Consider the following 13,905-nt stretch of genomic DNA (forward strand, 5'->3'; position numbering starts at 1 on the left):
TTTTACACTGCTGCAATCAATTTTTAACCCCCTGGAGAAACCCGGATGATCAAGTCCCGCGCCGCCGTAGCCTTCGAAGCCAAGAAGCCCCTTGAGATCGTGGAAGTGGACGTCGCCATGCCCAAGGCTGGCGAGGTGTTGTTGCGGGTGGTTGCCTCCGGCGTGTGCCACACCGACGCCTATACGTTGTCGGGTGCGGACCCGGAAGGCATTTTTCCGTCGATCCTGGGCCACGAAGGCGGCGCAGTGGTCGAAGCCATCGGCGAGGGCGTAACTTCAGTCGCTGTCGGCGATCATGTGATCCCGCTGTACACCCCGGAATGTGGCAAGTGCAAATTCTGCCTGTCGGGCAAGACCAACCTGTGCCAGGCCATCCGCTCTACCCAAGGCAAAGGCCTGATGCCGGATGGCACCACGCGTTTCTCCTACAAAGGCCAGCCGATTTTCCACTACATGGGCACGTCGACGTTCTCCGAGTACACCGTGTTGCCGGAAATCTCCGTGGCCAAGATTCCTAAGGAAGCGCCGCTGGAAAAAGTCTGCCTGCTTGGTTGCGGCGTCACCACAGGCATCGGCGCGGTGCTCAACACCGCCAAGGTCAAACCGGGCGACACCGTGGCTATCTTCGGGCTGGGCGGTATCGGCCTGTCGGCTGTGATCGGCGCGGTCAAGGCCAAGGCCGGTCGCATCATCGCCATCGACATCAACCCGGCCAAATTCGAAATCGCCAAGCAACTGGGGGCTACCGACTGCATTAACCCGAAAGATTACGACCGCCCAATCCAGGACGTAATTGTCGATTTGACCGACGGCGGCGTGGACTTTTCCTTCGAGTGCATCGGCAATGTGCAACTGATGCGTGCGGCGCTTGAGTGCTGCCATAAAGGCTGGGGCGAGTCGGTGATCATCGGCGTGGCCGGTGCCGGCCAGGAAATCGCTACGCGTCCGTTCCAACTGGTCACCGGGCGCGTCTGGCGCGGTTCGGCATTCGGTGGCGTACGTGGGCGCACAGAGCTGCCAAGCTACGTGGAAATGGCCCAGACCGGTGAGATCCCGCTGGACACCTTCATCACCCACACCATGGGCCTTGAAGATATCAACAAAGCGTTTGACCTGATGCATGAAGGCAAGAGCATTCGTACCGTCATTCACTTCTGAGGTCGGCCATGAGTCTGGAAAACCTGTCATGCCAGAAGAGCTTCGGCGGCTGGCATAAACGCTACAAGCATCATTCCGATGTGCTCGGTTGCGACATGACCTTCGCCGTCTATCTGCCGCCGCAAGCAGAGCAGGGCGGTAAGTTGCCGGTACTGTACTGGCTGTCCGGCTTGACCTGCACCGATGAGAACTTCATGCAGAAGGCTGGTGCCCAGCGCATGGCCGCCGAGCTGGGTTTGATTATCGTCGCACCGGACACCAGCCCCCGCGGCCCCGGTGTGCCGGACGATCCGGACAACGCCTGGGACTTCGGCCTCGGCGCTGGTTTCTATCTGAACGCCACGCAGGAGCCCTGGGCCAAGCACTATCGGATGCATGACTACGTGGTGCAGGAGTTACCGGCCTTGGTGGAGGCGCATTTCCCGGCGTCGGCTAAACGCGGCATCAGCGGTCATTCCATGGGCGGACATGGCGCATTGGTATGCGCGCTGCGTAACCCGGGACGCTACCAATCGGTGTCGGCGTTTTCGCCAATCAACAATCCGATGGACTGCCCCTGGGGGCAGAAAGCTTTTTCCCGTTACCTGGGCGAAGAGCGTTCCAAGTGGCGAGAATGGGATGCCTGCGTGCTGATCAGCGAAGCCTCGGAAAAACTGCCGCTACTGGTGGACCAGGGCGATCGTGACGATTTCCTTGCGGTTCAGCTCAAGCCCGAGGCCCTGCTGCAAGCGGCCAAGGCGGCCAACCATCCGTTGGAACTGCGCCTGCAACCTGGCTACGACCACAGCTACTTTTTCATCGCCAGCTTCATCGAAGACCATTTGCGCCATCATGGTCGTGCTTTGCTCGGTTAATGTGAGGCAAAAGTAGGTAGAATCACGCCCTGAATTAAATCGGGGCGTTTTTTTATGCGTATTGGCCACGGCTACGATGTGCACCGTTTCGCTGAGGGCGATTTCATCACCTTGGGCGGCGTGCGCATTGCACATCACCATGGGTTGCTGGCTCATTCCGACGGCGACGTTGTCTTGCATGCCTTGAGCGATGCCTTGCTCGGCGCGGCGGCATTGGGCGATATCGGCAAGCACTTTCCGGACACCGATCCGACCTTCAAGGGTGCGGACAGCCGTGCGTTGTTGCGCCATGTGGTCGGGTTGATCCATGCCAAGGGCTGGAAGGTCGGCAACGTCGACAACACCATCGTGGCCCAGGCGCCGAAGATGGCCCCCCATATTGAAACGATGCGTGCGCTGATTGCCGCAGACCTGCAAATTGAACTGGATCAAGTCAACGTGAAAGCCACCACCACCGAAAAGCTCGGGTTTACCGGTCGTGAAGAGGGCATCGCCGTGCACTCCGTTGCCTTGTTGCTGCGCGCATGAACGACTTGCAACTGCTGGGCCCGCGGGCCTACGGCGAGGCCCTGGGCAGCGCGGTGCTGAAGGCGACGGCAGAAGACTTCCAGGTTGATGAGGTGCTGGACATCCCGTTGACTGGTGACGGTGAGCACCTGTGGCTGTGGGTGGAAAAGCGCGGCTTGAATACTGAAGAGGCCGCACGGCGTATCGCCAAGGCCGCCGGTGTGTCGCTGCGCACCGTCAGCTATGCCGGGCTCAAGGACCGTCAGGCCCTGACCCGCCAATGGTTCAGCGTACAGTTGCCCGGCAAGGCCGACCCGGACCTGAGCGGTGCGGAAAACGACACCCTCAAGATCCTGAAAACCACCCGCCACAAGCGCAAGTTGCAACGTGGTGCGCATTCGGCCAACGGCTTTACCTTGCGCCTGACCCAACTGGCCGGCGATACCGCCGCCATCGACGCGCGTTTGCAGTTGATTGCCCGGCATGGCATTCCCAATTATTTCGGCGCCCAGCGCTTTGGCCACAACGGTGGCAACGTGGTGGATGCCCGTGAATGGGCGGCTCGCAAGGCCCTGCCGGAGCAACGCAACGTGCGTTCGCGATTGCTGTCCACCGCTCGTAGCTACTTGTTCAACAAAGTGCTGGCAGCGCGTGTCGCCGACGGCTCCTGGCAGCGCGCCCAGGTGGGTGACCTGCTGGCCTTTACCGACAGCCGCAGTTTTTTCCCTGCAGAGGAGGCTGAATGCAGCGACCCGCGTTTGGCGATCCTGGACTTGCACCCGACTGGCCCACAATGGGGCGAAGGCGACTCGCCGGCGAAAGGTCTTACGCATGATCTGGAACAATCTGTCGCTGCCAGCGAATCCGACCTACGTGATTGGCTGGTGAATGCAGGAATGAGCCAGGAACGTCGCATTCTGCGACTGCCCATTGGCGGGTTGACGTGGCATTATCCCGGGCCTGACATTCTGCAATTGGAATTCGTCCTGCCGGCCGGATGCTTCGCCACTGTCTTGGTGCGCGAGCTTGTTGATCTGGTGCCGGTGGGGCAGACGGACAGCCCATGCGTATTCTGATATCAAACGATGACGGTGCCACCGCACCCGGTCTTGCCGCGCTCTATGCTGCGCTGCAGGATTACGCCGAGTGCGTGGTGGTTGCCCCCGACCAGGACAAGAGCGGCGCCAGCAGTTCGCTGACGCTCGACCGTCCGCTGCACCCGCAGGTTCTGGCCAATGGCTTTATCAGCGTAAACGGCACCCCCACCGACTGCGTGCACCTGGCAATCAACAGTTTGCTGGAGCATGAGCCGGACCTGGTGGTCTCGGGAATCAACCTGGGCGCCAACCTGGGTGATGACGTGCTGTATTCCGGCACTGTGGCGGCGGCCCTTGAAGGGCGCTTCCTGGGGCGCACCGCGTTCGCCTTTTCCTTTGCTTCGCGGCAACTGGATAACCTGGCAACCGCGGCGTATTTCGCGCGCAAGCTGGTGCAGGCCCATGAGTCACTGGACCTGCCGCCGCGTACGGTACTCAACGTGAATATTCCCAATCTGCCCCTCGACCGTATCCGCGGTATCCAGCTGACGCGCCTGGGCCATCGCGCCCGAGCGGCGGCGCCCCTGAAGGTGGTCGACCCGCGCGGCAAGGAAGGCTATTGGATCGCCGCGGCCGGTGATGCCGAGGATGGCGGGGAGGGCACGGATTTTCATGCGGTGATGCAAGGCTATGTGTCAATTACCCCGTTGCAATTGGATCGCACCTTCAGTGATGCCTTCAGTGGCCTCGATGGCTGGCTGGAGGGACTGCGTTGATGGCTCGTGAACAAGACGACTTGTTGCGCCGTGGCATCGGGATGACTTCCCAGCGCACCCGGGAGCGGTTGATCCAGCGTCTGTACGAAGAAGGCTTGTCCAACGCCCAGGTGCTGGAAGTGATTCGGCGTACGCCGCGGCACCTGTTTGTCGATGAGGCCCTGGCGCACCGCGCCTATGAAGACACGGCGTTGCCTATCGGCCACAACCAGACCATCTCCCAGCCCTATATGGTTGCGCGCATGAGCGAGCTGTTGCTGGCGGCCGGGCCCCTGGACAAGGTGCTGGAGATCGGCACCGGCTCCGGTTACCAGACAGCCGTGCTGTCGCAGTTGGTAGAGCGAGTGTTTTCGGTAGAGCGCATCAAGGTGCTGCAGGACCGTGCCAAGGAGCGTCTGGTAGAACTGAACCTGCGCAACGTGGTGTTTCGCTGGGGCGATGGCTGGGAAGGCTGGCCGGCGCTGGCGCCGTACAACGGCATTATTGTCACCGCCGTGGCCACCGATGTGCCTCAAGCCCTGTTGGATCAGTTGGCGCCTGGCGGGCGGCTGGTCATCCCGGTGGGCTCCGGCGAAGTGCAACAGTTGATGCTTATTATCCGCGAGGAAGAAGGTTTTTCCCGGCACGTGCTGGGCGCAGTGCGCTTCGTGCCGCTGTTGAATGGCCCCTTGGCCTGAGCATTTATTCCCTGGCAGTGAATTCTGCTGGCGAGGATGTGTCTTACGCCGGGGTCTATTGAATCAACAGGCTTGGCAGCCGCAATTGAACAAGATGAATTTTTCGTTTCAGTCGGGTGCCAGTAAAAAGCCAATGCCCAGTTATACTTGCGTCATATTTCAAGCCTGATCCAGGCGTTAACGTTCAGCCACCACAAAGGGAGCGGCGGGTGAGTCTCACAGGTCCTGCGCAGCGAATGAGTAAAACAAGCTTTCAGCGACTGGTGCTTGGCCTTGTCTTGAGTTCCTTATTGGCCGCCTGCTCGAGCACGCCATCGGGCGGTGCGCGTGTCGTTGACCGCACCAACGCAGCACCGCAGCGGCCCACGGTGACCACGGGCCAGTATGTGGTGCGCAAAGGCGACACACTGTTCTCCATTGCCTTCCGTTATGGCTGGGACTACAAGGCGCTGGCTGCTCGTAACAACATTCCCGTGCCCTATACCATTCATCCAGGGCAGACCATTCGTTTCGATGGCCGCACAGGTTCGGCGGCTACGGCAGTTGTGACAAAGTCGGGATCTTCGCCATCGTCTTCGAGCAAAACCACCATCATCACCCGGCCTGCAGGCAGTGCTGCGCCTAGCGTTGCAAGTAAGCCCGCTCCCGCGCCGTTGCCACCTGCAGGGCCGGCGCCGACCGGCTGGGGTTGGCCTTCAAATGGCGTACTGATTGGAAAATTCTCTTCAAACGGTAGTTTGAATAAAGGCATTGATATCGCCGGGGATTTGGGACAGCCTGTTTTGGCTGCGTCTGATGGGACAGTGGTGTACGCCGGGAGTGGTCTACGGGGCTACGGCGAGCTGGTCATCATCAAACACAGCGATACCTACGTCAGTGCCTACGGTCATAACCGCAGGCTGTTGGTTCGGGAGGGGCAGCAGGTCAAAGTCGGACAGACAATTGCCGAAATGGGTTCAACGGGCACAGACCGGGTGAAACTGCACTTTGAGATTCGCCGCCAAGGGAAGCCTGTAGATCCGCTGCAATTCCTGCCCCGTCGTTGATGTGTTGCACAGCCTGTTCCCTCACGTAGAAGGAACAGGCTCCAGCGTTGCCAAGGATAAAGGCGTCGCTTGAGCTTGAGGTCGAACTCACCAAAGGACTATAACAATGGCTCTCAGTAAAGAAGCGCCGGAGTTTGACATCGACGATGAGGTTCTCCTTATGGGGGCCGAAATCGCTACGGAACCGATGTCAGAGAATGAAGGAGCGGCACCACCTTCAGTTCGTACCAAATCCAGGAGCGCCTCCGCGTTAAAGCAACACAAGTACATTGACTACACCCGGGCGCTCGATGCGACTCAGTTGTACCTCAATGAAATCGGCTTTTCCCCTCTGCTCACTCCCGAAGAAGAAGTCCATTTTGCGCGCTTGTCGCAGAAGGGCGATCCGGCTGGGCGCAAACGCATGATTGAAAGCAACCTGCGCCTGGTGGTGAAAATCGCCCGACGCTACGTCAATCGTGGGCTGTCGCTGCTGGACTTGATCGAAGAGGGCAACCTGGGCTTGATCCGGGCGGTGGAAAAGTTCGACCCCGAGCGGGGCTTCCGCTTCTCGACGTATGCTACCTGGTGGATTCGCCAGACCATCGAACGGGCGATCATGAATCAGACCCGTACGATCCGGCTGCCGATCCATGTGGTCAAGGAGCTCAACGTCTACCTGCGGGCGGCGCGTGAGCTGACGCAAAAACTCGATCATGAACCTTCGCCTGAAGAGATCGCCAACCTGCTGGAAAAACCGGTAGGGGAGGTCAAGCGCATGCTGGGCCTTAACGAGCGTGTATCGTCGGTCGACGTCTCGCTGGGGCCGGATTCGGATAAAACCCTGCTGGACACCCTGACGGATGATCGCCCGACCGATCCCTGCGAGCTGTTGCAGGACGATGATCTTTCCCAAAGTATTGACCAGTGGCTGTCAGAGCTTACGGACAAGCAGCGTGAGGTGGTGATTCGCCGCTTCGGCCTGCGTGGTCACGAGAGCAGCACCCTGGAAGACGTAGGCCTGGAGATTGGCCTGACCCGTGAGCGGGTGCGGCAGATCCAGGTGGAGGGCCTCAAGCGCTTGCGTGAGATCCTTGAGAAGAATGGCTTGTCGAGTGAGTCGTTGTTCCAGTAAGCCACGCCGCTTGAAAGCTTGGATGTGGGAGGGGGCAAGCCCCTCCCACATTTTTTATGCCCGGCTTTTGTTCAGGTCTCCCCCAAAATCCAGGCATAAAAAAACCCCGCTTTTAAGGGCGGGGTTTTTTCGACTGAGTCAGTACAAGTTAGATAACTTGAACTTCTTCAGCTTGCATGCCTTTCTGACCGCGGGTAGCGATGAAAGAAACCTGTTGGCCTTCTTTCAGGCTTTTGAAGCCGTCGGATTGGATAGCTTTGAAGTGAACGAACAGGTCGTCACCGGATTGTGGAGTGATGAAGCCGAAGCCTTTTTCATCGTTGAACCACTTAACGGTACCAGTTTGGCGATTAGACATGGTGTAACTCCTTGGACAAAGTTAACTGCGACTCAGGAAAAGCCCTGGCCGAGACTGAGTGCAAAGAGCAGGAAAAATTCTTGGAGATGGTTGGATCGAAATTCAACATATCGTGTAGAGATTCTCAGTGACACAAGCAGCACAGTGGCGCCACCTTAACCCTTTTTCCGGAACGTGCCAATGGTATTTCCGAAGGTTTCTCTATTTTCGTGACTGGCGGTGGTATTTACAGCCCTCCCTGACAGCAGTCCCGGCCCCGGCCATGTTGGCTGAGGCTTATAGCGGGCAGGGCTTTGATCAAGAAAACCCTTGCGGCCTTTGAACCCCAAGGCTGGCCCCGGTAAGATGGCCCACAGATTTTTTCCACCTCGCTATTCAGGACACCGCCATGAGCATCAAATCGGACAAGTGGATTCGCCGCATGGCGCAGGAACACGGCATGATCGAGCCGTTCGTCGAGCGCCAGATTCGTGGCTCGGGCGACGAGCGGGTGATTTCGTACGGGGTCTCCAGCTATGGCTATGACGTGCGTTGCGCCGATGAATTCAAGGTGTTCACCAACATCAATTCGGCGATTGTCGATCCGAAGAACTTCGATGAAAAAAGCTTCGTCGACGTCAAGAGTGACGTGTGCATCATCCCGCCCAACTCCTTTGCCCTGGCGCGTACCGTGGAATTCTTCCGCATTCCCCGCGACGTATTGACCATCTGCCTGGGTAAAAGCACTTACGCTCGTTGCGGCATTATCGTCAACGTCACCCCGCTTGAGCCGGAGTGGGAAGGCCATGTGACCCTGGAGTTCTCCAACACCACCACCTTGCCGGCAAAGATCTATGCCAATGAGGGCGTGGCACAGATGCTGTTCCTGCAGTCCGACGAGGCTTGTGAAGTGTCCTACAAAGACCGCGCCGGCAAGTACCAGGGCCAGCGTGGCGTCACTCTCCCACGCGCTTGATCGAAAGCTCCTACGGTTAAAGGGAATTAGTCTGCACAAAGTGACTCTATTCAGGTGTACTGCCTCGGCGCGTGCAAAACGCGTCGGGCCACGCTTGAGGAGTACCTTATGAAGATCGACCCGCGAATCAGCGCAGAACTCGCCCGGCTTGAACCCAACCAGATTGGTGTTCTGGCCTGGTCCCTGATGGCCAACCCTGCCCATGCAGGCGGCATTCCAGGCCAACCCGAACCCGATTACCCCCAGCCTACCGAACCCGGTGAGCCGACCCTGCCAGACGAGCCACCGCCCGCGCCTGTCGCCTGATACCTGGACGTCCAATCAGTCACATTACTGAATGGGCCATACCTTGTGTTCGCCGATGACAAAGATTCGGTGCTCATCGTCCTGCTGCACGGCATAGCCCCCGGTAAAGGCGCCAAACGCCGGCAGCAGGCTGACCCGTTCGCCGATCTGGAAGCACGGCAAGCGCAAGCGCTCGCGGCCCTTGCCGCGCAGGTGGTACACCGGATGCACATGCCCCGCCAATACGTGGTGGCTGGCATGGGCGTCAGGCTCATGTTGCAGGGCGAAAGGGCCCATCAGCAGCGGCTCTGGCACCACCTCGATCCTCAGGTCAGCAGGCGGGTCGCCTGCCCGTTTATCGTGATTGCCGCGAATCAGGGTCATCGCTAGGGCATCGTTACGTTCACGCCAGGCCCGGATCGCGCCGAGGGTGCCGCTGGCGTGAGAGCCTGGGCCATGCAGGAAGTCACCGAGAAAGATGACCTGCGTGCAAGGCACGGCCGAGAGCAGCTTGTCCAGGCGTTCCAGGTTGGCCGTTGTGGTGCCCTGCGGCACCGGTTGCCCGAGGCTGCGATAGGCTGATGCCTTGCCGAAATGCGCATCGGCTATCAGCAGGCACCGGCGAGCGGGCCAGTACACGGCCTTGTCCGCCAATAACCACAGTTCTTCGCCTGCAAGCGTCAGTGCACAATGCATCAAGCTTTTCCTTTGTCCGCGACTTTTTCCAGGTCCTTGACCATCCGGGCGATGCGCTCCGACAACTTCTCCGAACTCATGCTTTCGCGCATCCGTTCCACCAACAGCGGGAAGGCCAGGGGCGTGGGCCGCTGAATCGTGTGCATGTCCAGTTTCAGTGCCGATAGATGACTTAATGTCTCTTCCAGTCGACGAATATCCAACTCATCGCGCAAGACTTCTTCCCCGGCCTGGGCCAGCAGCAGGTTCTGCGGGTCATATTGCTTGAACACTTCAAAGAATAATCCGCTGGAAGCCTGCACCTGCCGCGTGCTTTTCGGCGCACCGGGATGCCCGGCAAACACCAGCCCGGCGATCCGCGCGATTTCGCGAAAGCGGCGCAGGGCCAGTTCTCCTGCGTTAAGGCTGGCGGCCACATCCTCCAGCAAGCGCTGGGGGCTCAGCAACGCCGTATTCAACAACAACGACCAGTTCACTGGCGTGGCGCTCAACAGTTCCAGGCCATAATCATTCACAGCTATGGAGAAGGTCACCGGCTGCTGCTGACTGACCCGCAACGCCAATAAGCTCGCCAGGCCCAGGTGCACCTGACGGCCGGCGAAGGGGTACAGAAACAGGTGCCAGCCTTCTCGCGATTGCAGGGTTTCGGCGAGCAGGTTGTCGCGCGTCGGCAGGCCAGACCAACGCAGTTGGGTTTGCAGCAGTGGCTGTACCGCCTGCATTTCCGGCCCGTCGAAACGCCCATGCGCCGCCGCGTCAAAACGTTCGACTACCGCTTGGGCCAGCTCGTTGGAAAGCGGCATACGCCCGCCATTCCAGCGTGGCACCGCGGCTTTTTTCGCGCTGCTGCGGCGCACGTAGGCGGTCATGTTTTCCACGCGCACCAATTCCAGCAAACGCCCGGCGAACAGAAACCCATCCCCCGGCTTGAGCCGCGCAATAAAACCCTCTTCGACACTGCCCAGGTTCTTGCCGCCGCCGCCCTTGCTCCAGAATTTCAACTGGATACTGGCATCACTGACGATGGTACCGACGCTCATGCGGTGACGGCGTGCCAGGCGGGCATCCGGTACACGCCAGATGCCATGCTCATCGGGCTCCACACGGCGGTAATCCGGATAGGCGGTAAGTGACAGGCCGCCATGGCGTACAAACCCCAGGGCCCAGGCCCAATCCGCTTCGGTGAGATCGCGATAGGCCCAGGCGCCGCGCACCTCCGCCAGCAGCGCATCCGGGGTAAACCCACCCCCCAGGGCCATGCTGACCAAGTGCTGCACCAGGACGTCCAGCGGCTTGTGTGGCGATTCGCGCGCTTCGATGCGCCGTTGCGCAATTGCATCCTGGGCGGCAGCCGCCTCCACCAGTTCCAGGCTATGGGTCGGCACCAGCGTCACCCGTGACGGCCGACCCGGTGCATGGCCGGAGCGCCCGGCGCGTTGCATCAGCCGCGCCACACCTTTTGCGGAGCCGATCTGCAACACTCGCTCCACCGGCAGGAAGTCCACACCCAAGTCGAGGCTGGAGGTGCACACCACCGCCTTGAGCTGCCCATCTTTCAATGCTCGTTCCACCCAATCCCGGGTCTCCCGCGATAACGAGCCGTGGTGCAGGGCAATCAATCCGGCCCAGTCCGGGCGGGCATCGAGAATCGCCTGATACCAGATCTCCGATTGCGCCCGGGTGTTGGTAAAGACCAGGCAACTGCTGCTGGCTTCTACCTCTGCGACCACTTGCGGCAACATCTTCAAGCCGATATGCCCGGCCCAGGGAAAGCGCTCGGTGACGGGCGGCAGCAAGGTGTCGACCTGCAGTGCCTTGGCCGTCTGCCCCTGTACATTGATCCCACCGCCCTGTGGGACCAGAACCTCCAAAGCGTGGGCCTGATTACCCAGCGTCGCGGAAATGCCCCACACCATCAACTCAGGATGCCAGCGCCGCAAGCGCGCCAGCGCCAGTTGCAACTGCACGCCGCGCTTATTGCCGATCAACTCATGCCATTCATCCACGATCACCATGCGCAGGTGCGCCAGGCTCGTTTCACTGTCGGCCCGCGCCAGCATCAACGTCAGGCTTTCCGGAGTGGTGACCAATGCGGTGGGTTGACGACGGGTCTGGCGTGCGCGTTCGCTGCTGCTGGTGTCGCCGGTGCGCAGGCCCACGCTCCAGGGAATCTGCAGGGCGTCCAGCGGTGCCTGTAGGGCGCGTGCGGAGTCGGCGGCCAAGGCGCGCATGGGCGTGATCCACAACACGGTCAGCGGCTCAGCAGGTGGTTTGCGCTTGCCAGTGGCGGGCGGGCGAGTGATGGCGAAACGGTTGAGGGCGGCAAACCACAGGGCATAGGTTTTACCCGCGCCGGTGCTGGCATGCAGTAACCCTGATTGGCCCGCCTTGACCGCTGCCCAGACGTCTTTCTGAAAGGCGAACGGTTTCCAGCCTTTGGCGGCGAACCATTGTTTGGCGAAATCGTGGGTTTTTGCCATGCGGCAGCTGACGCTCTGGAGGCTCTATTGCAGAGACCCTCCAGACGTCGCAAAGGTTTATTTCAAATTGCCACTCAGAAACTGCTGCAGGCGTTCGCTTTTCGGATTGCCTAGCACATCCTCTGGTGTGCCTTGCTCTTCCACCAGGCCCTTGTGCAGGAACAGTACCTGGCTTGAAACCTTGCGCGCAAAGCTCATTTCGTGGGTCACCATGATCATGGTGCGGCCTTCCTCGGCCAGGCCCTGGATGACCTTCAACACTTCACCGACCAGCTCCGGGTCCAGAGCCGATGTGGGTTCATCGAACAGCATCACCTCCGGCTCCATGGCCAAGGCGCGGGCAATGGCCACCCGTTGCTGCTGGCCGCCGGACAGGAACGCCGGGTATTGATCCGCCACGCGCGCCGGCAGCCCGACTTTGTCCAGGTAGCGACGGGCGCGGTCTTCGGCGTCTTTCTTGCTGCAACCCAACACGCGGCGCGGGGCCATGGTGATGTTTTCCAGCACGCTCATGTGGCTCCACAGGTTGAAGTGTTGGAACACCATCGCCAGCCGTGTGCGCAAGCGTTGTAGCTCGGCGTCGTCGGCCACGCGCATACCATGGCGGTCGCTGACCATGCGGATCGCCTGGCCGTCCAGGGTCATGGCGCCATCGTTGGGGGTTTCCAGGAAGTTGATACAGCGCAGGAACGTGCTCTTGCCGGAGCCGCTGGCGCCGATCAGGCTGATCACGTCACCGGTCCTGGCCTTGAGCGAAACACCTTTGAGCACTTCATTGTCGCCATAGCTTTTATGCAGGCCTTCAACGGTCAGTTTGTACATGGGGCGTGCATCCTCAAGGCGAAAGTAGATAGCCGCTGCGGTAGGCCTGCGTGCCGGCGATATGGCCGATGACCATCCCGGCAGTGGCCATGCGTCGCAGCGAACGGGCGTACAGCAGGCCGGCGTGCTTGCAGCGCACCGGCGTTACGCGGTCGGTAATGGGGTCGATGATTTCGGCGACCAGTTGCCCGGCCTCCAGGTATTGACCCGGCAAGGCACTGAACACCAGCAAGCCGCCGACCGGGCTGGTGACGGGCTCCACACCCGCCAATGGCGTGGCCGGGTAAGCCAGGGCGGGCAGGGGCGTCACATCGCCGGTAATGGCGCCGAAGTGGATCAGGTAATCGATGATGGCCTGGCAGTCCAGCGCGGCAAGACCATGGTTTACATCGCCCTGGCCGCGCAGTTCGACGGTCACCGAAAAACTGCCCATGGGAATCGGGAAGCGCTCGCCGAAACGTTGCTGCAACTGCCACCACACCAGGGTGAAACACTCATCAAAGGACTGCCCGCCGGAGTCGGTGGCCAGCAGGTTGGCCTCGGAGCCGAGGTACCGCGCCAATGGCTCTACCTGTGGCCAGGCTTCAGGTGTGGTGTACAGGTGCGCCACGGCTTCGAAGTCGCAATGCAGGTCGAGCACCATGTCGGCATCACAGGCCAGGCGTTGCAGTACCAGGCGTTGGGATTGCAGTTGGGTCTGGGCGGTGTGCGCGGCCAGGGCGCTGGACAATGCACTGCGGATCAAGCGGGCATTGTGCTGGGAATCATCGCCCAGCAGCTCTTCGACCTGGTTGCCGACCTCTTCGCCAAGGTCAACGAACAGGCGATTGAAGTTCTGCCCGCTTTCCAGTTCATAGCGGCCCAAGGGGATGTCCATCAACACTTGTTCGAGGCCCACCGGGTTGGCGACCGGCACCAGCACGATTTCGCTACGCAAGCGCCCGGCCGCGGCCAACTCGACCAGGCGTACTTTCAAATGCCAGGCCACCAACATGCCCGGCAATTCATCGGCGTGCAGCGACGACTGGATGTAGACCTTGCCTGCGGCCTGCTGCGGGCCGAAGTGAAAACTGTGGATCTGCCGCGCCGTGCCGGGCACCGGCGCGATCAGGTCATGTAGCTGATGGCGCATTGAGGCTC

General features: G+C 60.4%; 15 protein-coding genes. 10 read left to right on the forward strand and 5 right to left on the reverse strand.

Annotation, left to right across the window (positions count from 1 at the left end):
• Positions 1 to 45: 45 nt before the first annotated feature.
• From IH404_RS07800 to rpoS, 8 genes are all read left to right on the forward strand, one after another.
• Positions 46 to 1,158 carry an S-(hydroxymethyl)glutathione dehydrogenase/class III alcohol dehydrogenase gene (locus IH404_RS07800; protein ID WP_005785751.1) on the forward strand — a complete coding sequence of 371 codons (1,113 nt, stop codon included), beginning with the start codon at positions 46 to 48 and terminating at the stop codon, positions 1,156 to 1,158.
• A gap of 8 nt (positions 1,159 to 1,166) precedes the next feature.
• Positions 1,167 to 2,012 carry an S-formylglutathione hydrolase gene (fghA, locus tag IH404_RS07805; protein ID WP_005785754.1) on the forward strand — a complete coding sequence of 282 codons (846 nt, stop codon included), beginning with the start codon at positions 1,167 to 1,169 and terminating at the stop codon, positions 2,010 to 2,012.
• 54 nt (positions 2,013 to 2,066) lie between these two features.
• Positions 2,067 to 2,540, forward strand: coding sequence for a 2-C-methyl-D-erythritol 2,4-cyclodiphosphate synthase (ispF, locus tag IH404_RS07810; RefSeq protein ID WP_005785755.1), 474 nt, complete (start codon positions 2,067 to 2,069; stop codon positions 2,538 to 2,540).
• On the forward strand, positions 2,537 to 3,595 hold the full coding sequence (gene truD / locus IH404_RS07815; RefSeq protein ID WP_194440224.1) for a tRNA pseudouridine(13) synthase TruD: 1,059 nt from the start codon (positions 2,537 to 2,539) through the stop codon (positions 3,593 to 3,595). Before ispF ends, truD begins: the two co-directional genes overlap by 4 nt.
• Positions 3,583 to 4,332: a 5'/3'-nucleotidase SurE gene (gene surE, locus IH404_RS07820; protein WP_005785760.1), complete on the forward strand. Its 750-nt coding sequence runs from the start codon at positions 3,583 to 3,585 to the stop codon at positions 4,330 to 4,332. Before truD ends, surE begins: the two co-directional genes overlap by 13 nt.
• 41 nt (positions 4,333 to 4,373) lie before the next feature.
• The gene (locus IH404_RS07825) at positions 4,374 to 5,009 is read left to right on the forward strand and encodes a protein-L-isoaspartate(D-aspartate) O-methyltransferase (RefSeq protein WP_010176736.1); all 636 of its coding nucleotides are present in this window, start codon (positions 4,374 to 4,376) and stop codon (positions 5,007 to 5,009) included.
• 209 nt (positions 5,010 to 5,218) lie between these two features.
• Positions 5,219 to 6,055, forward strand: a complete 837-nt coding sequence (locus IH404_RS07830) for a peptidoglycan DD-metalloendopeptidase family protein (protein ID WP_005785763.1) — start codon at positions 5,219 to 5,221, stop codon at positions 6,053 to 6,055.
• Positions 6,056 to 6,161: 106 nt separating this feature from the next.
• Positions 6,162 to 7,169 (forward strand): RNA polymerase sigma factor RpoS, encoded by a 1,008-nt coding sequence (gene rpoS / locus IH404_RS07835; protein ID WP_005785765.1) that lies wholly within the window; start codon positions 6,162 to 6,164, stop codon positions 7,167 to 7,169.
• Positions 7,170 to 7,317: 148 nt separating this feature from the next.
• Here rpoS and IH404_RS07840 read toward each other — a convergent pair whose 3' ends face one another.
• On the reverse strand, positions 7,318 to 7,527 hold the full coding sequence (locus tag IH404_RS07840; RefSeq protein ID WP_002554837.1) for a cold-shock protein: 210 nt from the start codon (positions 7,525 to 7,527) through the stop codon (positions 7,318 to 7,320).
• Positions 7,528 to 7,915: 388 nt separating this feature from the next.
• On the opposite strand from IH404_RS07840, the gene dcd reads away from it, so the two are divergent.
• Together dcd and IH404_RS07850 are read left to right on the forward strand one after the other, a co-directional pair.
• Entirely contained in the window at positions 7,916 to 8,482 is a 567-nt protein-coding gene (gene dcd / locus IH404_RS07845; RefSeq protein WP_005785767.1) for a dCTP deaminase, read from the forward strand.
• A gap of 108 nt (positions 8,483 to 8,590) precedes the next feature.
• The gene (locus tag IH404_RS07850; RefSeq protein WP_005785769.1) at positions 8,591 to 8,788 is read left to right on the forward strand and encodes a hypothetical protein; all 198 of its coding nucleotides are present in this window, start codon (positions 8,591 to 8,593) and stop codon (positions 8,786 to 8,788) included.
• A 24-nt stretch (positions 8,789 to 8,812) separates the two neighbouring features.
• Here IH404_RS07850 and pdeM read toward each other — a convergent pair whose 3' ends face one another.
• Genes pdeM through IH404_RS07870 form a run of 4 tightly spaced genes read right to left on the reverse strand, consistent with a single transcriptional unit; the run spans position 8,813 to position 13,897 of the window.
• On the reverse strand, positions 8,813 to 9,463 hold the full coding sequence (gene pdeM, locus IH404_RS07855; RefSeq protein WP_005785771.1) for a ligase-associated DNA damage response endonuclease PdeM: 651 nt from the start codon (positions 9,461 to 9,463) through the stop codon (positions 8,813 to 8,815).
• A complete protein-coding gene (locus IH404_RS07860) occupies positions 9,463 to 11,943 on the reverse strand; it encodes a ligase-associated DNA damage response DEXH box helicase (RefSeq protein WP_194440225.1) in 2,481 nt (826 codons plus the stop codon). Before IH404_RS07860 ends, pdeM begins: the two co-directional genes overlap by 1 nt.
• Positions 11,944 to 12,000: 57 nt before the next feature.
• Positions 12,001 to 12,765, reverse strand: coding sequence for an ATP-binding cassette domain-containing protein (locus IH404_RS07865; protein ID WP_005785775.1), 765 nt, complete (start codon positions 12,763 to 12,765; stop codon positions 12,001 to 12,003).
• 13 nt (positions 12,766 to 12,778) lie between these two features.
• Entirely contained in the window at positions 12,779 to 13,897 is a 1,119-nt protein-coding gene (locus IH404_RS07870; RefSeq protein ID WP_194440226.1) for a succinylglutamate desuccinylase/aspartoacylase family protein, read from the reverse strand.
• Between the last annotated feature and the right edge of the window lie 8 nt (positions 13,898 to 13,905).

It is taken from the genome of Pseudomonas sp. OST1909 (assembly GCF_015277575.1).
Taxonomy (GTDB): domain Bacteria; phylum Pseudomonadota; class Gammaproteobacteria; order Pseudomonadales; family Pseudomonadaceae; genus Aquipseudomonas; species Aquipseudomonas synxantha_A.